This is a genomic window from Pseudomonas sp. 13B_3.2_Bac1, from assembly GCF_025466205.1.
In the GTDB taxonomy this organism is placed as follows: domain Bacteria; phylum Pseudomonadota; class Gammaproteobacteria; order Pseudomonadales; family Pseudomonadaceae; genus Aquipseudomonas; species Aquipseudomonas fluorescens_H.
Genome location: NZ_JANLOG010000099.1, coordinates 1 through 18,561 on the forward strand (window position 1 = coordinate 1; position 18,561 = coordinate 18,561).

22 protein-coding genes are annotated in these 18,561 nt (G+C 60.5%); 13 read left to right on the forward strand and 9 right to left on the reverse strand.

Annotated elements, in window-relative coordinates; all coding sequences use genetic code 11:
* Positions 1-22: 22 nt before the first annotated feature.
* The gene (locus NTD85_RS15700; protein WP_262142618.1) at positions 23-829 is read right to left on the reverse strand and encodes a TatD family hydrolase; all 807 of its coding nucleotides are present in this window, start codon (positions 827-829) and stop codon (positions 23-25) included.
* Positions 830-1,068: 239 nt separating this feature from the next.
* Between NTD85_RS15700 and NTD85_RS15705 the strand changes: the two genes are divergently transcribed.
* The 3 genes from NTD85_RS15705 to NTD85_RS15715 all read left to right on the forward strand — a co-directional run bounded on the left by NTD85_RS15705 (position 1,069) and on the right by NTD85_RS15715 (position 3,588).
* Positions 1,069-2,490, forward strand: a complete 1,422-nt coding sequence (locus tag NTD85_RS15705; RefSeq protein WP_262142619.1) for a transglycosylase SLT domain-containing protein — start codon at positions 1,069-1,071, stop codon at positions 2,488-2,490.
* Positions 2,491-2,596: 106 nt separating this feature from the next.
* Positions 2,597-3,031: a DoxX family protein gene (locus NTD85_RS15710; protein ID WP_003226822.1), complete on the forward strand. Its 435-nt coding sequence runs from the start codon at positions 2,597-2,599 to the stop codon at positions 3,029-3,031.
* A 248-nt stretch (positions 3,032-3,279) separates the two neighbouring features.
* The gene (locus NTD85_RS15715; RefSeq protein ID WP_103483841.1) at positions 3,280-3,588 is read left to right on the forward strand and encodes a hypothetical protein; all 309 of its coding nucleotides are present in this window, start codon (positions 3,280-3,282) and stop codon (positions 3,586-3,588) included.
* 5 nt (positions 3,589-3,593) lie between these two features.
* On the opposite strand, the gene greB is transcribed toward NTD85_RS15715, so the two are convergent.
* The 3 genes from greB to NTD85_RS15730 are packed head-to-tail and all read right to left on the reverse strand — an operon-like array spanning position 3,594 to position 7,313.
* Positions 3,594-4,091 carry a transcription elongation factor GreB gene (gene greB / locus NTD85_RS15720; RefSeq protein WP_007964774.1) on the reverse strand — a complete coding sequence of 166 codons (498 nt, stop codon included), beginning with the start codon at positions 4,089-4,091 and terminating at the stop codon, positions 3,594-3,596.
* Positions 4,092-4,125: 34 nt separating this feature from the next.
* Positions 4,126-6,630, reverse strand: a complete 2,505-nt coding sequence (locus tag NTD85_RS15725; RefSeq protein WP_262142620.1) for an ABC transporter permease — start codon at positions 6,628-6,630, stop codon at positions 4,126-4,128.
* Positions 6,630-7,313 carry an ABC transporter ATP-binding protein gene (locus NTD85_RS15730; RefSeq protein WP_103483839.1) on the reverse strand — a complete coding sequence of 228 codons (684 nt, stop codon included), beginning with the start codon at positions 7,311-7,313 and terminating at the stop codon, positions 6,630-6,632. The genes NTD85_RS15725 and NTD85_RS15730 overlap by 1 nt, the downstream gene beginning before the upstream one ends.
* 10 nt (positions 7,314-7,323) lie before the next feature.
* Between NTD85_RS15730 and NTD85_RS15735 the strand changes: the two genes are divergently transcribed.
* The 3 genes from NTD85_RS15735 to NTD85_RS15745 all read left to right on the forward strand — a co-directional run bounded on the left by NTD85_RS15735 (position 7,324) and on the right by NTD85_RS15745 (position 9,388).
* Entirely contained in the window at positions 7,324-7,929 is a 606-nt protein-coding gene (locus NTD85_RS15735) for an arylesterase (RefSeq protein WP_262142621.1), read from the forward strand.
* A gap of 57 nt (positions 7,930-7,986) precedes the next feature.
* Positions 7,987-8,280, forward strand: a complete 294-nt coding sequence (locus NTD85_RS15740) for a hypothetical protein (protein ID WP_003226812.1) — start codon at positions 7,987-7,989, stop codon at positions 8,278-8,280.
* A 136-nt stretch (positions 8,281-8,416) separates the two neighbouring features.
* Entirely contained in the window at positions 8,417-9,388 is a 972-nt protein-coding gene (locus NTD85_RS15745; RefSeq protein WP_262142622.1) for a L,D-transpeptidase family protein, read from the forward strand.
* 123 nt (positions 9,389-9,511) lie between these two features.
* Here NTD85_RS15745 and oprI read toward each other — a convergent pair whose 3' ends face one another.
* Entirely contained in the window at positions 9,512-9,763 is a 252-nt protein-coding gene (gene oprI / locus NTD85_RS15750; protein WP_003199355.1) for an outer membrane lipoprotei OprI, read from the reverse strand.
* A 635-nt stretch (positions 9,764-10,398) separates the two neighbouring features.
* Between oprI and NTD85_RS15755 the strand changes: the two genes are divergently transcribed.
* Positions 10,399-10,680, forward strand: coding sequence for a GNAT family N-acetyltransferase (locus tag NTD85_RS15755; protein ID WP_025113131.1), 282 nt, complete (start codon positions 10,399-10,401; stop codon positions 10,678-10,680).
* Positions 10,681-10,745: 65 nt separating this feature from the next.
* On the opposite strand, the gene NTD85_RS15760 is transcribed toward NTD85_RS15755, so the two are convergent.
* Positions 10,746-11,822 (reverse strand): 3-deoxy-7-phosphoheptulonate synthase, encoded by a 1,077-nt coding sequence (locus tag NTD85_RS15760; RefSeq protein WP_003226802.1) that lies wholly within the window; start codon positions 11,820-11,822, stop codon positions 10,746-10,748.
* 129 nt (positions 11,823-11,951) lie between these two features.
* Entirely contained in the window at positions 11,952-12,395 is a 444-nt protein-coding gene (locus NTD85_RS15765; protein WP_003226800.1) for a PilZ domain-containing protein, read from the reverse strand.
* Here NTD85_RS15765 and NTD85_RS15770 point away from each other — a divergent pair.
* From NTD85_RS15770 to cysB, 5 genes are all read left to right on the forward strand, one after another.
* Complete coding sequence (locus tag NTD85_RS15770) at positions 12,394-12,780, forward strand: thioredoxin family protein (protein WP_051018104.1); 387 nt, start codon at positions 12,394-12,396, stop codon at positions 12,778-12,780. The two genes, NTD85_RS15765 and NTD85_RS15770, sit on opposite strands and share 2 nt — an antisense overlap.
* Positions 12,781-13,737, forward strand: a complete 957-nt coding sequence (locus tag NTD85_RS15775; RefSeq protein ID WP_262142625.1) for a putative 2-dehydropantoate 2-reductase — start codon at positions 12,781-12,783, stop codon at positions 13,735-13,737.
* Between the two features lie 29 nt (positions 13,738-13,766).
* A complete protein-coding gene (locus NTD85_RS15780; RefSeq protein WP_103483836.1) occupies positions 13,767-14,672 on the forward strand; it encodes a 5'-nucleotidase in 906 nt (301 codons plus the stop codon).
* A 97-nt stretch (positions 14,673-14,769) separates the two neighbouring features.
* On the forward strand, positions 14,770-15,273 hold the full coding sequence (locus NTD85_RS15785) for a universal stress protein (RefSeq protein WP_103483835.1): 504 nt from the start codon (positions 14,770-14,772) through the stop codon (positions 15,271-15,273).
* A 113-nt stretch (positions 15,274-15,386) separates the two neighbouring features.
* Positions 15,387-16,361, forward strand: a complete 975-nt coding sequence (gene cysB / locus NTD85_RS15790) for an HTH-type transcriptional regulator CysB (RefSeq protein WP_007908591.1) — start codon at positions 15,387-15,389, stop codon at positions 16,359-16,361.
* 9 nt (positions 16,362-16,370) lie between these two features.
* Here cysB and NTD85_RS15795 read toward each other — a convergent pair whose 3' ends face one another.
* Both NTD85_RS15795 and NTD85_RS15800 read right to left on the reverse strand, forming a co-directional pair.
* A complete protein-coding gene (locus NTD85_RS15795) occupies positions 16,371-16,853 on the reverse strand; it encodes a transcription elongation factor GreAB (protein WP_262142626.1) in 483 nt (160 codons plus the stop codon).
* Between the two features lie 2 nt (positions 16,854-16,855).
* The gene (locus tag NTD85_RS15800) at positions 16,856-17,266 is read right to left on the reverse strand and encodes a hypothetical protein (protein WP_262142627.1); all 411 of its coding nucleotides are present in this window, start codon (positions 17,264-17,266) and stop codon (positions 16,856-16,858) included.
* Positions 17,267-17,390: 124 nt separating this feature from the next.
* Here NTD85_RS15800 and earP point away from each other — a divergent pair, with 124 nt between their 5' ends.
* Positions 17,391-18,533, forward strand: a complete 1,143-nt coding sequence (earP, locus tag NTD85_RS15805) for an elongation factor P maturation arginine rhamnosyltransferase EarP (protein WP_262142628.1) — start codon at positions 17,391-17,393, stop codon at positions 18,531-18,533.
* The last annotated feature ends 28 nt before the right edge of the window (positions 18,534-18,561 follow it).

Here is an 18,561-nt window from a genome sequence, read left to right on the forward strand (position 1 = left end):
CCACAATGGGATTAGTGGTGTGTCAGGGCAGGGTGGGCAGGTTGAAGAATGCGCGTGCACACGCTGTGGTATGTGCTGCCAGATCTTCCTCGGTCTCGCCCCGATGCAGCGCCACTTCGCGCAGCACTTCGGGCAGATACGCTGGCTCATTGCGGCCGTTTTTCGGCTTTGGGCGCAAGGTGCGGGGCAGCAGGTACGGCGCGTCGCTTTCGAGCATCAGCCGTCCGCGCTTGATCTCCTTGACCAGCGGATGCAGGTGCGTGCCCCGGCGCTCGTCGCAGATCCAGCCGGTGATGCCGATGTGCAGGTCCAGATCCAGGTAACTGAACAAGGCTTTTTGCTCGCCGGTAAAGCAGTGCACCACGGCGGCGGGCAATTGATCGCGGAAGTCCCTGAGGATTTCCAGCAGACGCTGACTGGCGTCACGCTCGTGCAGGAACACCGGCAACTGCAGTTCTGCGGCCAGCGCCAGATGTTCTTCGAGGACTTTTTCCTGCTGCGGGCGCGGCGAGAAATCCCGGTTGAAATCCAGCCCGCATTCGCCCACGGCGACCACGTTTGCTTCTTGCAGCAGACTGCGCAAACGGCGTGCGCTGTCAGCGTTCCAGTCACTGGCCGAATGCGGGTGAATGCCGGCGGTGGCGAACAGTCGTTGGCCGCTTTGATCCAGTTGCTGGCACAGCTCCAGCGCCTGTTCGCTGCCCTCGACGCTGGTGCCGGTCAGCACCAGTTGGCAGACCCCGGCAGCGTAGGCGCGGTCGAGCACGGCCTGATGTTTTTCGGCGAAACTTGGGTTGGTCAGGTTGACGCCGATATCGATGAGTTGCATGGTTGCTACCTCGGGCCGAAGGCCGGAAAGCATACCAGAGCTGTAGATTCATAAGAAAAGCCAAGAACTACAACGAGTTATAGCTGTCTTTTGATGCCGCGAGACTGCTCGGGTTGGCGCAAATGCCATCCTCGTGCCAGTCTCTTGCACTTTGTCAGCGCTCCAGGCGCTCTGTTTTCGTCGGCGATTTCGACCGTTCAGCGGTTAGAAAACGCCCCCGTATTCTTTCCGGAGAGTGGATGCATCGTCCCTCGGTTTTGCTCCTGTTGTGTGCGTCGCTGCTGCTGCCGATAACGGCGGTTGCGCGCTTGCCCGGGCCACTGCAAGCCGTGCCGGCCGCCAAGGTCCGCGACTTGTCGGAGATACGCAGCAGTCGCGTGTTGCGCGTGCTGGTCAACCAGAGCCGCAACAGCTCCGGTGAAGTCCAGGGCCAGGCCATCGGTGTCGAATACCATCGCCTGCGCGCCTTCGAGCAATACCTCAATGGCCACGCCCGCGACGGCCAGGAAGTCACCCTCAAGATCATTCCCAAAGCCAAGGATCAACTGCTCGGCGCGTTGCAGCGCGGCGAAGGTGATCTGGTCGCGCCCGGCGAGTTGCTCGATCTGCAACCCGGCCACGCGGTGGCCAGCAGCGAGCCGATCGCCAGCAACGTGCCGCTGGTGCTGGTCGGCATCAAGGGCGAGCGTCGCTACACCAAGGTCGAGCAGCTTTCCGGCAAGACCCTGGCCTTGCCGACCGGCAGTGCGGCGGGGGAGGCGGTCAGTCAGCTCAATCAGAAACTGGCGCTGCGCAAACTGGCACCGATCAAGATCGAATGGGTCGATCCGACTCTGGCGGTCGAGGACGTGCTGGAGATGGTGCAGGGCGGGATTTTTCATCTGACCATCGTCGAGCAACCGATCGCCGAACGCTGGGGCAAGATCCTGCCCAAGCTGCGTTTCGATCGGCAATTGATGATCAGCGAGCCGGGTGAGGAATACTGGTTTGTGCGCCGTGATGCCTCGATGCTGCGGGCAAGCATTGATCGCTTCCTGGTCGGCTACAAGAAACCGGCGAACGAGGACGCCGAGTTTCTGCGGATCTATCGGCGCCTTTACCAAGTGCACTATCCGTTGGCCAAGGCTGATCGTCAGCGTCTGGAAAAACTGCGCCCGACCCTGCAAAAACACGCCGACGCGCAAAGCATGGACTGGCTGAATCTGGCGGCGCTGGCCTTCAAGGAATCGGCCCTGCAACCCAGCGCCCGCAGCGGCAGTGGGCCGACCGGGCTGATGCAGATCACCCCGTCCGCCGCGCAGCGGGTCGGGGTGAACAACATCCAGAATCTTGATGCGAATGTGCAGGCCGGGGCCAAGTACCTGGCGATGATCCGTCGCAAGTTTTTCAACAGTCCGAAACTCAATGAGCGTGAGCGCATGGCGTTCACCCTGGCGGCCTACAACATTGGCCCGGAGCGTGTGCAAGGCATGCGCGCCGAGGCGCGGCGGCGCGGGCTGAATCCGAACCAGTGGTTCTTTCAGGTCGAGCGCATCGCCATGGAGCAGGTGGGCATGGGGCCGGTCAGCTATGTTAATAGCGTGAACAAGTATTACCTGGCGTTCGACCGGGAGCGGGAGTCGTTGGAGCCCCGGGGACAGAAAGTAGCCTCACGCAAATAATCAAATAAATCGATTGGTATGGTGGAATATTTCCGCTTTTAACATGAAATTAACTGATTAATATGGCGGCCAACCCACACACACTTCTCCAAAAGGAATGACCCACATGAGCTCTCTGATCAACAAGGTACTGTTCACCCGCGCCGGTTACGGCCTGACCATTCTGCGTATCGCTGTTGGCGTGATCTTCGCCGCTCACGGTTCGCAAAAGCTGTTTGGTCTGTTTGGTGGTTACGGTCTGGCGGGGACTGCGCAGTACATGGACAGCCTCGGTCTGCACCCGGGTTACCTGATGGCCACACTGGCCGGCGGTACCGAGTTCTTTGCCGGTCTGGCGCTGATCATCGGCCTGCTGGTGCGTCCGGCAGCCTTGGGTCTGACCTTCCTGTCGCTGGTGGCGATCTTCACCGTTCACATCAGCAACGGTCTGTTCATGGCCAACAACGGTTACGAATTTGCTCTGGCGCTGCTGGGTGGCAGTCTTGCGGTGATGATCGAAGGCGCCGGCAAACTGTCGGTGGATCGCGCCATCGCCGGTTGAGCGCTCTGGCTCAAGCAAAAGGCCCGCATTGTGCGGGCCTTTTTTGTTGCGGCCGATTCTTGACACTCATCGGTCACGTTCTCTAGGATGTTGCTCATGCGCCGATTTAAACAGCTACTTGCGGGGCGCCAGGTGACTTCTACAGTTGCCGTCAGAAGCCGGAACAGGGCTTCGAAATACCGCTAAAGCGCTGGTTCGGTGTTGCCTCTCACCTGCCATGCAGACTTTTGAGGCAGAGACACGACACGATGAATGCACTACGCCCTCCAGCACGTCCCGCGCCGATCACGGCTCATATCACCCAGCGCAACCCAAAAATCCTGCTTGGCGGCAAACACCAGCCGACGCTGTTGCGTTATCTCGATGGCTGGCCACGTCGCAGCGGCGGTCCTGCCGCGTTCCTGATCCAGTTCGTTGAAGACGGCGAGTCGCTGGCGCGGTTTGCCAGTGACAGTTTTGATCTGGCAGTGATTCAGGCACCGACCCAGGAAGATGCCCCGGAAATGATCAAGCAACTGGTTCGCGTCGCGCGGCAGGGTTTGATCACCCGCCGCTGAAACGCTCAGGGATAGTCGATCGCCACGATATAGACAAACTGCTCACCGGTTGGCGTCTGTACCCGGACTTCGGCGTCCAGCGCCTTGCCGATCAAGGCGCGGGCCAGCGGCGAGTCGATGCTGATCAGACCGAGTTTCAGATCCAGCTCATCCGGGCCGACGATACGGTAGCGCGACTGCTTGCCGTCTTCGTCCTCGATGGTCACCCAGGCGCCGAAGTAGACCTTGTTCGGATCGCTGGGTTTTTCGCTGACGACCTTCAATGCTTCGAGCCGCTTGGTAAGAAAACGCACGCGGCTGTCGATCTCGCGCAGCATTTTCTTGCCATAGGTGTACTCGGCGTTTTCCGAGCGATCACCCTGCGCCGCTGCCTCGCTGACCGCTTGCGTCACCTGCGGGCGGCGCACATGCCACAGCTCATGGAATTCGGCGCGCATCCGCGCTTCACCTTCAGGGGTGATCAGCGCGGTGCCGGCGGTGCGGGGAGGGCGATAACGGCTCATGGCAGCTTCTTGTGGTGACGAAGACAGGAGTCTATCAACCCTCGCGCAGGACTGTCAGCGGACTCGCATTCAACGCCCGGCGTGTGCCGAATACACCCGCACCACCAATCAGTACGGCGCCGATCAATGGCAGCACCAGCAACCATGGATGTGGATGCCACGGCAGATCGAACGCATAGCGATACAGCACCAGGCTCACTACCTCCGAACCAATGGCTGCCAGCAAACCGCTGACCGCCCCGAGCAAGCCGAACTCGATGCGCCGGGCCTTGACCAGCAACTGCCGTTGCGCCCCCAGCGCACGTAACAGCGCGCCTTGGCGAATGCGTTCATCCAGGGTTGCCTGCAAGCCGGAGAACAGCACGGCCATCCCCGCCGCCAACACAAACAACAACACGTATTCCACCGCCAGGGTGACCTGGGCGAGGATGCTGCGCAGTTGTTCCAGCAGGGCTTCGACCTGAAGGATGGTCACCGCCGGAAATGCCCGTGACAGCTCGACAATCTGCTGATCGTGACCGGGTGCCAGATAAAAACTGGTCAGGTAGGTTGCCGGCAGATCCTTCAGGGTGCCGGGCTGGAAGATCATGAAGAAGTTCGGCTGGAAGTTGTCCCAGTTGATCTCGCGCAGGCTGGTGACTCTCGCTTCACGATTGACCCCGCCCACGCTGAACACCATGTGATCGCCGAGTTTGAGCTTGAGGCTTTCCGCGACTTTGCCTTCAACTGAAACGCCCGGCACGTCATCCGAGGGTTGCCCGGTCCACCAGGTACCGGCGGTGAGCTTGTTGCCGGCCGGAAGGTCAGCCGCCCAGGTCAGGCTCAAGTCACGCTGCACCGCGCGATCACCGGCCGAATCCTTGCTGACGATCTGCTGCACCGGTTCGCCGTTGATGCTGATCAGCCGTCCCGGCACCACTGGATACAGCGGCGCCGCTTGTGCGGACACCTTGATCAAATGATCGGTGAAGGCCTGTTTGTCCGCCGGCAGGATGTTCAGGGCGAAGTAGTTGGGGGCGTTTTTCGGCAACTGGTTTTGCCAGGTGTCGAGCAATTCACCGCGCAGCAGAGCGATCAGCGCCATCGACAGCAGGATCAACCCGAACGCCAGCGCTTGCCCGGCCGCCGCCAGCGGATGACGCAGCAACTGACCCAGACCGAGGCGCCACGGCAGAGGCGCACGGGCGAGCATCCGCCGCAGGCTGTTGAGCAACAACAGCAGCAAGCCTCCCAATAGCAGCGCAGCGACCACACCACCGCCCAGCAGGGCGAAAGTCAGCAACAGATCCAGACTCAGGCGCCACATGATCAGGCCCAGCGCACCCAGCGCTGCGCCATAAACCATCCAGGTGCTCGACGGAATCGGCAGCATGTCGCGACGCAATACGCGTAGCGGTGGCACCCGGCCCAGCGCGGCAAGCGGCGGCAGGGCGAAACCGGCCAGTGCCACCAGCCCGGTGCCGATCCCGGCGAGCGCCGGAAACAGGCCGCCCGGTGGCACATCGGCGGGTAGCAGATCATGCAACAGAGCGAACAGCCCCAGTTGCGCCAGCCAGCCGAGCACGGCACCACTGAGGGCGGCGAACAGGCCGAGCACGGTCAGCTGAATACTGAACAGCGCCATCGTTTCCCGGCGCGATAGCCCGAGGCAGCGCAACAGCGCACTGGCATCGAAGCGGCGGCTGGCGAAGCGGTTGGCCGATAACGCGACTGCAACGCCGGCGAGCAACACCGCGACCAGACTGGCCATGTTCAGATAACGCTCGGCCTTGCCCAGTGCACCGCCAATCTGCCGATTGCCGTCGCGCGCATCTTCGATTCGCTGGTTGGCCGCCAACCCCGGCTTGATCAATTGCCGGTAGGTCTCCAGCGCCTGCGGCTCACCGCGCCACAACTCGCGGTAGCTCACGCGGCTACCGGGCTGCACCACGCCGGTGGCCGCGAGGTCATCGAGGTTGATCATCACCCGAGGCGTGAGGCTGTAGAAGTTGCCGGCGCGATCCGGTTCGTAGGTCAGCACGCGGGTCAGCTTCAGGGTTTTCATGCCGACGTCGATGCTGTCGCCGATCTTCAGATCAAGGGCGGTCAGCAGACGTGCTTCGACCCAGGCTTCACCGGGTTGCGGTTCACCGCCAGCTGTTTCAACGGCAAACGGGGCCGGGGCGCTTTTCAGTTCGCCGCGCAGTGGGTAGGCGCGGTCGACGGCTTTGATGCTCGATAACTGAATGCCGTTGTCAGTGGCGATTACGCTGGAAAATTCCACCACCTGCGCATGATTCAAGCGCAGCTCGGTGCCGCTGCGGATCTGTTCGTCGCGGGCCGGCGAGCTGCCCTCAAGCACCAGGTCGGCGCCAAGGAACTCGGTGGCGCGCAGCATCATTGCGCCGTTGAGGCGGGCGCCGAAGTAGCCGATGGCGGTACTCGCCGCGACCGCCACCACCAGCGCGAAAAACAACACTCGCAATTCCCCGGCGCGGGCATCGCGCATGAGTTGACGTAGCGCGAGACTGAATAGACGCAACAGCGGCAGACGTGCCATCAAGGCTCCAGAGGGGCGACCAGCAGCCCGGCTTCAAGTCGGATCAGGCGCCGGCAGCGATGGGCCAGGCGTTCGTCGTGGGTCACCAGCACCAGGGTGGTGCCGCGCTCCTTGTTCAATTCAAAGAGCAAATCGCTGATGCGCTCGCCGGTGTGGCTGTCGAGGTTGCCGGTAGGTTCGTCGGCGAACAGCACGTCCGGCTCGGCAGCGAAGGCCCGGGCAATCGCCACGCGCTGTTGCTCGCCACCGGAGAGCTGGCGCGGCGAGTGCGTCAGGCGCTGACCGAGGCCGACCCGTTGCAGCAGTTCAGTAGCGCGCTCACGGGCGTCTTTGCGGCCATCGAGTTCCAGCGGCAGCATGACGTTTTCCAGCGCGTTGAGACTGTCGAGCAACTGGAATGACTGAAAGACGAACCCCACGTGTTCGGCACGGATGCGCGCGCGCTGGTCTTCGTCGAGGTTGCCCAGGGATTGCCCGGCGAGGATGACTTCGCCGCTGCTTGGCAGGTCGAGGCCGGCGAGCAGGCCGAGCAAGGTGGATTTGCCGGAACCGGACGCGCCGACGATGGCCAGGCTGTCGCCCTTGTTCAGTTCCAGGCTGAGTTCGTGCAGGATAGTCAGTTCACCTTCCGCGCTGGGAACCACTTTGCTGAGGTTCTTCGCGGTGAGAATGCTTGCGCCCATGGAGAATCCGATGCGTGTTTGGTTTTTGAGTGCTGGCCTGGCCTTGATGTGCATGGCCCAGAACGCAGCGGCGGGTACTGTCCTGATCGTTGGCGATAGTATCAGCGCCGGTTTCGGACTGGATACCCGCCTGGGGTGGGTATCGCTGCTCGAGCAACGGCTCAAGCAGGAGGGTTTTGACGACAAAGTGGTCAATGCCTCGATCAGCGGCGACACCAGTGCCGGAGGCCAGGCACGCCTGCCGGCGCTGCTTGCAGAGCATAAGCCGGCACTGGTGATCCTCGAGCTTGGGGGCAATGATGGCCTGCGCGGAATGCCGCCAACGCAATTGCAACAAAACCTTGCGGCGATGATCGACAGCTCGCGTCAGAGCGGCGCCAAGGTGCTGCTGCTGGGCATGCAATTACCGCCGAACTACGGCAAGCGTTACACCGATGCCTTCGCCGAGGTCTATGGCAAAGTTGCGGACGAGAAAAAGATCCCGCTGGTGCCGTTTTTCCTCGACGGCGTGGGCGGGCATCCCGATCTGATGCAAGCCGATGGTCTGCACCCGGCAGCCGGGGCTCAGGGCAAGTTGCTGGAAAATGTCTGGCCGACGCTAAAACCGCTGTTATGAGGCTTTTCTAGTGGCAGGCTTTCGGCTAATGTGGCGCCCCCTTATTTGGAGCCCCCGATGCCGCGTCCTGCCTGGTCCCTGTTTGCCTACCAACTGATCGAGCCTGACGAACAGCTGGATCTGTTCGCCTGCCAGGAAGTGCGGGTGCATCTGGTGACCCGTCAACTGGAACTCGGTGGCTCGGCAGACCGCACGTTGTGTGGCAGTCTGCTGCCGGCACAACCGCGCTGGTCGAGTGTGGATCGCCGGGTGTTCCAGGATCAGCGCCTGTGTTCGTTATGCCGGGCGATCCTTGAGTCGCAGAAGCGTGGCACCTCGCCGATCTGGCCAGAGTTGCGTTTCGAGCTTTAGGATCAAAAGATCGCAGCCTGCGGCAGCTCCTACATGAAGACTTCTGGCTGCCCATCGGCGCATCTCCCCGAATTATCGAGGTGCGGTGTACAATCGCGCTCTTATACCCTTGTTGATCATGCGAAGGATTTTCCGGATGTTGCCGCGCTTTCCTGCCGTCACCCGCTGCCTGTCACTTGCCGCCCTGTGTGTGGCCGGTCCCGTTGCTGCATTGGAGTTTCCCCTGCCACCACCCGGTGAGGACATCATCGGCCAGGTGCAGGTGATCAAGGCCAAGTACGAAGATACCTTCGCTGACCTGGGCACCACCTACGATCTGGGTTATTCGGAAATGGTCGCGGCCAACCCGGGCGTCGACGCCTGGCTGCCGGGCGCCGGTACCGAAATCGTCCTGCCGACCCGCTTCATTCTGCCGCCGGGTCCGCGCGAAGGCATCGTGATCAACCTCGCCGAGTACCGCCTCTACTACTACCCGAAAGGCCGGAACGTGGTGTACACCTTCCCGCTGGGGATCGGGCGTGAAGGTTGGGGGTCGCCGATCGCGCATACCACCATCACCGCGAAGACACCGAACCCGACCTGGACGCCTCCGGCGTCGATCAAGGCCGAACACGCTGCTGATGGTGATCCGCTGCCGAACGTAGTGCCGGCCGGTCCTGACAACCCGCTGGGCCCGTTCAAGTTCAGTCTCGGCACGCCGGGTTACCTGATCCACGGTTCGAACAAGAAGTTCGGCATCGGCATGCGCACCAGCCATGGTTGCTTCCGCATGTTCAACAACAACGTGCTGGAAATGGCTGCAATGGTGCCGGTCGGTACCTCGGTGCGCATTCTCAACGACGCGTACAAGTTCGGTCGCAGTGGCGGCAAGGTGTATCTCGAAGCGCACACGCCGATCGATGACAAGGGCAACCCGTCGGTGGTCGACAAGCACACGGCGGTCATCAATGCGCTGCTCAAGCGTGAGGATATTGCCAATAACGTGCGGGTGAATTGGGATGTGGTGCGCGATGTAGTCGCGGCTGAAGACGGCTTGCCTACCGAAATCGGTACGCCGGGTGCGGCAGCGCCGATGGTTTCGAGCACACCGATCGACCTGCAGCAGTAAGTTCGATCCAGACCCGCCGATGCGTGAAGCGTCGGCGGGTTTTTTATTGCCCGGACAAAAGTACCGGCCATAAAAAAGCCGACCCAAAAAATGGGTCGGCTTGATAACAATCCCGAGGGATTATTACTTGCGGCTAGCTTTGTCCAGCATGCGCAGAGCACGCTCGTTAGCTTCGTCAGCAGTCTGTTGTGCTTTTTGAGCAGCAGCCAGAGCTTCATCAGCTTTACGGTAAGCTTCGTCTGCACGAGCCTGGGAGCGAGCAGCTGCGTCTTCAGTAGCGGTCAGACGTGCTTCGGTTTCTTTCGATGCGCTGCTGCAACCGGTAGCCAGAACTGCGGCCAGAGCCAGAGCAGAGAATTTCAGAACGTTGTTCATCGTGTTCCCCTTCAAGGACTTTCAATTAAGTGGCTTTCTCCTCCGATTGAGGAAATAGCCGGCGTACATACTACCCATTACTTGTAGTAAGTAAACTGACCTAACGCAAGAAGCAAAAAAAATTGTAGGCGCTGATTCTTTTTCGAGCAACTTTTAACTGGGCTGTATAAAAAATATCCAGCTGCAAGCCCCGGCTTGAGCGTGTTAATGAGAAAAAGTTCCCTTGGCCCGGTGCTGTTTCTGCGTCTTGCACCAAGTCTGCCTAGATGAATTCGTCTACACTTTTGTTCCGATTTTGCATGATGCCTCACATATCTTTGTCGCTCTTGAGGTGACTTTAAAGAAGAGGCTGCGTCTTAAGTCTCGACATTCGGCAATGTTCCGGTGAGCGCTTCGGGAAGATCTTCCCCGCGCCCGCCGCTGCGTCCATCGGAGTCACCCGGTCAACGAGCACGATGACGAGCGCACCTTGAGCATTTTCGCCAATGGTGCCTACTATTTATCACGTGCTCGGTTGCGCGAGATCGGTGTGGTTTTTCTCGGTGTCCATCAGGCACGGGGTGGCGTAGATGTTCCTTCGCCGGAAAAACATCGGTAAGGTAGGGGTCAGAATTCAAGACCCGCGAGGAGTAGTGATGAGCGAGGCGTTGTCCATCCACCATGACCAGGCTGGTCATCAGTTCGAGACCAATGTGGACGGTCATCGTGCCTACCTGACCTATATGGATCTGGGGAAACAGACCCTGGATATCTATCGCACCTTCGTGCCCAACGCCCTGCGCGGTCGAGGCATTGCAGCTGCGCTGACCGAAAGCGCGCTGCAGTACGCCGAAGAAATGGGCTACACGGTGATCCCGTCGTGCTCCTACGTCGAGCGTTACATGGAGCGCCACCAGAAGCGCGCCGCGAAAATCTGACAACCCCCCTAAACACAAAAACGCCGGGCAATGCCCGGCGTTTTTTTATGCCTGTGAAACGCTGATCAGCTGCGCTGACGTTTCGGCAGAACATCCTTGAGCTTGGCGTGCATGCTGCGCAGGGTGTTCTCGGTGGCGGACCAGTCGATGCAGGCATCGGTGATCGACACGCCGTATTGCAGGTCGGCGAGGTCTTTCGGGATCGCCTGGCAGCCCCAGTTCAGGTGACTCTCGACCATCAGGCCGATGATCGACTGGTTGCCTTCGAGGATCTGGTTGGCGACGTTCTCCATCACCAGCGGTTGCAGGGCCGGATCCTTGTTGGAGTTGGCGTGGCTGCAATCGACCATGATGTTCGGCTTGATCTTCGCCTTGTTCAGCGCCTGCTCGCACAGGGCGACGCTGACCGAGTCGTAGTTCGGCTTGCCGTTGCCGCCACGCAGCACCACGTGACCGTAGGCGTTGCCCTTGGTGGTGACGATCGACACGCCACCTTCCTGGTTGATCCCCAAGAAGCGGTGCGGGCTGGAAACCGACTGCAGGGCATTGATCGCCACGGTCAGGCCGCCATCAGTGCCGTTCTTGAAGCCGACAGCCGAGGACAGACCGGAAGCCATTTCACGGTGGGTCTGCGATTCGGTGGTACGCGCGCCGATGGCCGACCAACTGATCAGATCCTGCAGGTACTGCGGGGAGATCGGGTCGAGCGCTTCGGTGGCGGTTGGCAGGCCTTTCTCGGCCAGGTCCAGCAGCAACTGGCGACCGATGTGCAGGCCGTCCTGAATCTTGAACGAGTCATCCAGGTACGGATCGTTGATCAGGCCTTTCCAGCCGACGGTGGTCCGTGGCTTCTCGAAATACACGCGCATGACCAGATACAGAGTGTCGGAGACTTCCTCCGCCAGCACCTTGAGGCGATCGGCGTATTCGTGGGCAGCCTTGATATCGTGGATCGAGCACGGGCCGATCACTACGAACAGACGGTGGTCGGTGCCATCAAGAATGTTGCGAATGACTTCGCGGCCCTTGGTGACGGTGCGCAGCGCAGCATCGCTCAGAGGGATATCACGCTTGAGCTGATCGGGAGTGATCAGGGTCTCGTTAGAGGCGACGTTTAGGTCGTTGATCGGTAAATCAGCCATCGTTTACTCGTCAGGTCACGGGTGCCGGCCGCCAGCGATCCCCGCGCGGCGGAGCACAGCAGATTTAAGCGCGTCGGGGAGCCGAACCTTAGCGCGTCAGACGCGGCTCGACAATGGGCAAGCGCCGCTTTAATCCAGTACTGGCTGGGCAAAAGCCTTGCGCACGCTATCGTGGGAGAACTCGTCGGCGTGTTGTTCGACCCATTGCAGGGCCAGCGCCTGGATATCCTGCAGATCGTCGTGGGCCTCGTTCATGCGGCAATAACGCTCGATCTGGCACACCTGTTCGCCCATTCGGGCGCTGAACAGCGTCTGCTCATCGGTGAACGCGATCCCCACCAGATAGCCCTTTTTGCGCCGCAGGCACCACGCGACATAGCCCGGATAACAGATCTCGGCATTGAGTGTCGGCATGCGCACTTGCAGCGCGGTACCGTGGCGCCACGCGCGGTGATAATTGCAAGCGATCCCGCCGAGGCTGATAGTGTGCAGCTGTTGCCTGGAAATACACTCGGGCTTGAGCAAGGTTAATTCAACCGGCACTTCGTCCGGATGAGGAATGAAGCGTCCCATGAGCACAGACTCCCTGTGTCGGCCATTTGACATTGTTTCCCCCAGTATAGTGGTCGAATCCGAGCTGACCGATTTCGACGCTGACCAGCGGTTGCTGGCGATGAGCGGCGTTTCGCTGGTGATTTTCACCAGTGTCGGCTGTTCCAGCTGCCGCTATGCCAGAGAGGTTTTGCCCGGGTTCGAGCTGGCGGTGGATCGCCTGTGCTGGATCGATGCCGGCAACAACGGCGGGTTGGTGGAGCGCTATCAGGTCTTTCATTTGCCAGCGCTGTTTGTGGTGCGCGACGGCGAGTTCTTTGGGGCATTGCACACGCGCCTGACCGCCGATGCGCTGAACGCAGCAGTGGCGCAGGCGCTGGGTCGAATTGCAGAGGAGTTGCCATAGATGGTGGGAGCAGACAGCAAACCGGTGATCGGGATTATCGGCACCGGTGCAATTGGCGGGTTCTACGGTTTAATGCTGGCGCGGGCCGGTTTCGATGTGCACTTTTTACTGCGCAGTGAATTCGCCGCAGTGGCCGAACGTGGTTTGCAGGTGGACAGTGCCGTGCATGGCACGCTGACGCTGAACCCGGTGCAAGCCTATGCCAAGGCCGAGGACATGCCGGCCTGCGACTGGTTGCTGGTCGGCGCCAAGACCACCAGCAGTGCCGGTCTGGCCCCGGCGATCATTGCTGCGGCCAGGCCCGGCGCGAAAGTGCTGGTGCTGCAAAACGGTCTGGACGTCGAAGACAGCCTGCGCGTGTTGCTGCCCGATTCCCTGCATCTGCTCGGTGGTCTGTGTCTGATCTGCGTGCATCGCGAAGGTCCCGGGCACATCACCCATCAGGCACTGGGGGCGGTGAACATTGGTTATCACAGTGGCCCGGCGGCAGGCGACGCGGCGCGCCTGGCGCTGGTCGAGGACGGCGCCAGTCTGTTCCGCGCAGCCGGTATCGATTCGCAGGCGATGCCCAATCTGCAACAGGCACGCTGGCAGAAACTGGTCTGGAATATTCCCTATAACGGTCTCTCGGTGCTGCTCGGTGCCGGCACCACGCCGCTGATGGCCGACGCGGACAGTCGCGCGCTGATTCAGGCGTTGATGGCCGAAGTGGTGCAGGGCGCCAAGGCTTGTGGTCACGACATGCCGCCCGGTTACGCCGAGTACCTGTTCATGATGACCGAAAAAATGCCCGACTACTGGCCGAGCATGTACCACGATTTCCTGCACAAGCGGCCGCTGGAACTGGTGGCGATTTATGCCCGGCCACTGGCTGCGGCCAAAGCCGTGGGGTTCGAATTGCCGCGGATCGAGGCGCTGTATCGCACGTTGAGTTTCATCGACCGACGCAACACCTGAGTCGGTTTTCTGGGGGAGTGGGGGAAGGCATGGCCAAGAACATCGATGACAAACTGGTGCTGGCGATTTCGTCTCGTGCCCTGTTCGACCTGAGTGAGAGTCACAAGGTCTACCTGGCGAGCGGTGTCGAAGCCTATCGGCAATATCAGATCGAACACGAAGACGAGATCCTCGCGCCCGGTGATGCCTTTCCTCTGGTGGAAAAACTCCTCAGCCTCAATAGTCGCCTCGACCGCGCCCGGGTCGAGGTGATTCTGGTTTCGCGCAACAGCGCCGACACCGGCCTGCGTGCCTTCAATTCGATTCACCACTATGGACTGGATATCTCGCGGGCGGCATTCGTCGGCGGGCGCAGTCCTTATCCCTACCTCAAGGCTTTTGGCTGTGACTTGTTCCTGTCGACGCACGCAGAAGACGTGCGCGCTGCGCTGGATGCCGGATTCGCGGCGGCGACGATTCTCTCCGGGGGCGCCAGTCGTGCCGCCAGTGACGAACTGCGCATCGCCTTCGACGGCGACGCGGTGCTGTTTTCCGATGAGTCCGAACGCGTATATCAGTCCGGCGGGCTGCTGGCGTTTCAGGCCAAGGAACGTGAATCGGCGCGCGAGCCGTTGCGCGGTGGGCCGTTCAAAGGTTTTCTGGCGGCGCTCAATGCGCTGCAACGCGAGTTCCCCGAGGACGACTGCCCGATCCGCACGGCGCTGGTCACCGCGCGTTCGGCACCGGCACATGAGCGGGTGATTCGTACATTGCGCGAGTGGGACATCCGCCTCGACGAGTCGCTGTTTCTTGGCGGGCTGACCAAATCGGCTTTTCTCGAAGCCTTCGCTGCCGATGTGTTTTTCGACGATCAGGCTGGCCACTGCGAGGCCGCCCGCGAAGTGGTCGCCACCGGTCACGTACCGCATGGCATCAGCAACGAACCATCGATCTAAAGCCCCTGTGCTTCAAGACGTTGCGTCGCACGTCGTACTCGCCAAGGCACTGCTAAGCTGAATCAATCTCCGCCATGTTGGCACGCGAGGAGGTCATATGATTCGTTCGATGCTATATGCCACTGACCTCGGTCTGTACGCACCTTTAGTGATGCAGCATGCCCTGGCGCTGGCGCGGACATTCAATGCCGACTTGTATGTGGTGCATGCAGTGGAACCCATGGGACTGTTCGCCGAATCGGTGTTGCAAAGCTATCTCGACGAACAGGCATTGAACGAATTTCACAGTCAGGGTCTGAAAACTGTCATCGCCAGTATCGAGCAACGGGTGCTGGACAGTTTTCGCGAAGAATTGGGGGAGGACGGCGAACAGGATCTGCAGCGGATTCGTGCGGTACGGGTACTGCAGGGCGATCCGTCGCAGGTGATTCTTGACCAGGTGGAGAAACTCTCTGTGGATTTGCTGATCGTAGGCACTCACAGTCACGGTGTCGGGGCGGAAACGCCTTTGGGGCGTACGGCGACCCGGGTCCTGCAATTGGCCAAGGTGCCGGTTTATCTGGTGCCGTTGGTGGAGCGCCGGCGTCGGGAGGATCGCTGAAGCGGGAATAATGGCGTTTTGATAAAAAAGTTCTAGATTTATTCATCAAACCATTAATATAGTTATATACCGTCGCTGATGCCCGTGGCGTCTACCTGCTTTGAGGGATACATATGAAGCTTCAACAATTGCGCTACATCTGGGAAGTGGCGCACCACGACCTCAACGTTTCCGCTACAGCCCAAAGCCTTTACACCTCGCAACCGGGTATCAGTAAACAAATCCGCCTGCTGGAAGACGAACTCGGCGTTGAAGTGTTTGCCCGCAGCGGCAAGCACTTGACCCGCGTCACTCCGGCCGGCGAGCGCATCATCACCACCGCAGGGGAAATCCTGCGCAAGGTCGAAAGCATCAAGCAGATTGCCCAGGAATTCTCCAACGAGAAGAAAGGCACCCTGTCTATCGCCACCACCCACACCCAGGCGCGTTATGCATTGCCGCCGGTGATCAGCAATTTCATCAAGCAATACCCGGACGTGGCGCTGCACATGCATCAGGGTTCGCCGATGCAGATCGCCGAGATGGCCGCTGACGGCACCGTCGATTTCGCCATCGCCACCGAAGCGCTGGAACTGTTCGGCGATCTGGTGATGATGCCGTGCTATCGCTGGAACCGTTGCGTGGTCGTGCCGCAGGGCCACCCGCTGACCAAGCTGCCGAAGCTGACCCTTGAAGCGCTGGCCGAATACCCGATCGTGACGTACGTGTTCGGTTTCACTGGCCGTTCGAAACTCGACGAAGCCTTCAGCCATCGCGGCCTGACGCCGAAAGTGGTGTTCACCGCTGCCGATGCCGACGTGATCAAAACCTACGTGCGCCTGGGTCTGGGTGTGGGCATCGTCGCCAAGATGGCGGTCGACACCAAGCTCGATAACGACCTGGTGGTGCTGGATGCCAGCGAACTGTTCGAGTCGAGCATTACCAAGATCGGTTTCCGTCGCGGTACTTTCCTGCGTGGTTTCATGTGCGACTTCATCGAGAAGTTCGCCCCGCACCTGACCCGCGAAGTGATGGCCAAAGCCATCCAGTGCCACAACAAGCAGGAACTGGAAGAGCTGTTCGACGGCGTCGAACTGCCGGTCCACTAAGACCCTGCCTCAAAGCACCTCGGTGACAGCGAACTGTTGCCGGGTGCCCGCCACCAGAATCTCCACCTCATCGCCCTCGAACTTGCCCAGCAGGCCTTTGCCCAGCGGCGAGCGCGGGGTGATGACGGTAATCGGCTGACCCACCACATCGACTTTCAGGCCCGCCGCATCCGGCGCCAGAAACAGCCATTGCTCGCGACCCTTTTCGTCTTCCAGGCCGAGCAGGGCGCCAATCTCGATGCCGCGATTTTCGTCATAGGCGCGCAGTGTCAGGTTCTGGCACAGCGCCAGTGACTGGCGGATTTCCTCGACGCGTTTCGCCTGACCTGCTGCCAGATAAGAAGCTTCAAGCCCAAGGGTGTCGTACTTGTTCTCGGCGATGTTCTCTTCGTGAGTCGCGGTTTCGTAAGCGGTCTGCGCGGCGCGCTCGGCGATGTCGAGGTCGACGCGCAGTTTGTCGAGGATCAGTTGGTGGACAGTGTGCTTGTTCATGATCAATCGCAGAATTGCAAAACGTTGGCGCGGCTCTTCTCGCTCGGCGCGGTCTGGTCCTGTTGCAGCCAGAACTGGCATTTCGGATTTGACTGGTTGCGACTGCTGCTGCGTGCCTGATCCAGGCGATTCTGCTGTTCGTTCTTGCGCAGGTTCTCTTCGTACTGCTCGAACAGCGGACTCTGTGGCGGAATGTCCGGTTGTACCTGGACGGCCGCCGGGGGCTTGGCCAGTTGCTGCACGGCCTGAGCGACAGGCGCCAGTTGCTCGGTGAACACAAAGCGTGAAAGCACCCAGCAGGTCAAGGCGATGGCCAGAAAGCCCAGCCACATGCCCAGGGCAATGCTGCCGGTCAGTCGCAGCGCGCTAAGCTGAACAGGCAAGGGACGACGCGGGGTGGGGCGATAGGGCATGGCTGCCTCCTGGCGGATGATTACGGGCAAGTCGCGATTGTCGCACGAAGATTAATCGCCGTCGGCTCTTCTGCGCGAGGTCATTTATGCGGACAATCAGCCCTTTTGCCAACGGGAGTCTTGCATGTCGGTACCGAAAACCCGCTGGGATATTTTTTGCACCGTGGTCGACAACTATGGCGACATCGGTGTGACCTGGCGTCTTGCCCGCCAACTGGTGGCCGAGCATGCGCTGGCGGTGCGTCTGTGGGTCGATGACCTGCGCGCCTTCGAGCGTATCTGCCCCGAGATCGACATCAACCTTGCCCAGCAATCGCAGCAGGGCGTCGAGGTGCGGCACTGGCCGAGCGACTGGCCGCAAGCGGAAGCCGCCGATGTGGTGATCGCCGCATTTGCCTGCCAGTTGCCACCGGCGTACATGGACGCCATGGCCGAGCGGCAACGGCCGCCACTGTGGATGAACCTCGATTACCTCAGCGCCGAAGACTGGGTAACCGGTTGTCATGGCCTGCAGTCGGTGAAGCACAAGTCGGTACAGAAATTCTTTTTCTTTCCCGGATTTCAGCCGGGGACCGGCGGCCTGCTGCGTGAAGGTGGTCTGCTTGAGCGTCGTCGGCATTTTCAGCAGGATGCCGCTGCACAGCGACAATTCCTGCAAGGCCTGGGTGTCGATCGCGCAGCGGATTCGCTGCTGATCTCCTTGTTTGCCTACGAAAATGCCGGGCTGGCCAGTTGGCTGGATGTGCTGGCGGCGGATAGCACACCGACCCATTTGCTGGTGCCGGAGGGGCGGATTCTCGGTGATGTCGCGCGCTGGCTCGGAGTCGATTCGCTGGCCGTCGGCGATTTGAACGTGCGTCAGGCGCTGACGGTGCAGGTGCTGCCGTTCGTCCGTCAGGATCAATACGATCAGTTGCTGTGGTGCTGCGATTTCAACGCGGTGCGTGGGGAAGACTCGTTCGTCCGCGCACAGTGGGCCGGGCGACCGATGCTCTGGCACATCTATCAGCAGGACGAAGACATCCATCTCGACAAGCTCGACGCCTTTCTCGCGCTCTACACCAAAGGGCTTTCACCGGCCGCTGCCGAGGCGATCAACGGTCTGTGGCGGGCCTGGAGCGCCGGCCAACCGATTGGCGAGCACTGGCTGGAGGCCCGTAAACACTGGTCGCAATTGCAGGACAACGCCGAAGCATGGTGTCTGGAACAAGGCTTGCAGGCGGATCTTGCCACGGCGCTGGTAAGGTTTTACCTAAATTGGATATGATACGCGGCCTAGATTTTTGTAAATCCCA

Bases quoted from the DNA above. Each gene is read 5' to 3' on its own strand.
- NTD85_RS15700 (WP_262142618.1), bottom strand. From the start codon at position 829: ATGCAACTCATCGATATCGGCGTCAACCTGACCAACCCAAGTTTCGCC.
- NTD85_RS15705 (WP_262142619.1), top strand. From the start codon at position 1,069: ATGCATCGTCCCTCGGTTTTGCTCCTGTTGTGTGCGTCGCTGCTGCTG.
- NTD85_RS15710 (WP_003226822.1), top strand. From the start codon at position 2,597: ATGAGCTCTCTGATCAACAAGGTACTGTTCACCCGCGCCGGTTACGGC.
- NTD85_RS15715 (WP_103483841.1), top strand. From the start codon at position 3,280: ATGAATGCACTACGCCCTCCAGCACGTCCCGCGCCGATCACGGCTCAT.
- greB (WP_007964774.1), bottom strand. From the start codon at position 4,091: ATGAGCCGTTATCGCCCTCCCCGCACCGCCGGCACCGCGCTGATCACC.
- NTD85_RS15725 (WP_262142620.1), bottom strand. From the start codon at position 6,630: ATGGCACGTCTGCCGCTGTTGCGTCTATTCAGTCTCGCGCTACGTCAA.
- NTD85_RS15730 (WP_103483839.1), bottom strand. From the start codon at position 7,313: ATGGGCGCAAGCATTCTCACCGCGAAGAACCTCAGCAAAGTGGTTCCC.
- NTD85_RS15735 (WP_262142621.1), top strand. From the start codon at position 7,324: ATGCGTGTTTGGTTTTTGAGTGCTGGCCTGGCCTTGATGTGCATGGCC.
- NTD85_RS15740 (WP_003226812.1), top strand. From the start codon at position 7,987: ATGCCGCGTCCTGCCTGGTCCCTGTTTGCCTACCAACTGATCGAGCCT.
- NTD85_RS15745 (WP_262142622.1), top strand. From the start codon at position 8,417: ATGTTGCCGCGCTTTCCTGCCGTCACCCGCTGCCTGTCACTTGCCGCC.
- oprI (WP_003199355.1), bottom strand. From the start codon at position 9,763: ATGAACAACGTTCTGAAATTCTCTGCTCTGGCTCTGGCCGCAGTTCTG.
- NTD85_RS15755 (WP_025113131.1), top strand. From the start codon at position 10,399: ATGAGCGAGGCGTTGTCCATCCACCATGACCAGGCTGGTCATCAGTTC.
- NTD85_RS15760 (WP_003226802.1), bottom strand. From the start codon at position 11,822: ATGGCTGATTTACCGATCAACGACCTAAACGTCGCCTCTAACGAGACC.
- NTD85_RS15770 (WP_051018104.1), top strand. From the start codon at position 12,394: ATGAGCACAGACTCCCTGTGTCGGCCATTTGACATTGTTTCCCCCAGT.
- NTD85_RS15765 (WP_003226800.1), bottom strand. From the start codon at position 12,395: ATGGGACGCTTCATTCCTCATCCGGACGAAGTGCCGGTTGAATTAACC.
- NTD85_RS15775 (WP_262142625.1), top strand. From the start codon at position 12,781: ATGGTGGGAGCAGACAGCAAACCGGTGATCGGGATTATCGGCACCGGT.
- NTD85_RS15780 (WP_103483836.1), top strand. From the start codon at position 13,767: ATGGCCAAGAACATCGATGACAAACTGGTGCTGGCGATTTCGTCTCGT.
- NTD85_RS15785 (WP_103483835.1), top strand. From the start codon at position 14,770: ATGATTCGTTCGATGCTATATGCCACTGACCTCGGTCTGTACGCACCT.
- cysB (WP_007908591.1), top strand. From the start codon at position 15,387: ATGAAGCTTCAACAATTGCGCTACATCTGGGAAGTGGCGCACCACGAC.
- NTD85_RS15795 (WP_262142626.1), bottom strand. From the start codon at position 16,853: ATGAACAAGCACACTGTCCACCAACTGATCCTCGACAAACTGCGCGTC.
- NTD85_RS15800 (WP_262142627.1), bottom strand. From the start codon at position 17,266: ATGCCCTATCGCCCCACCCCGCGTCGTCCCTTGCCTGTTCAGCTTAGC.
- earP (WP_262142628.1), top strand. From the start codon at position 17,391: ATGTCGGTACCGAAAACCCGCTGGGATATTTTTTGCACCGTGGTCGAC.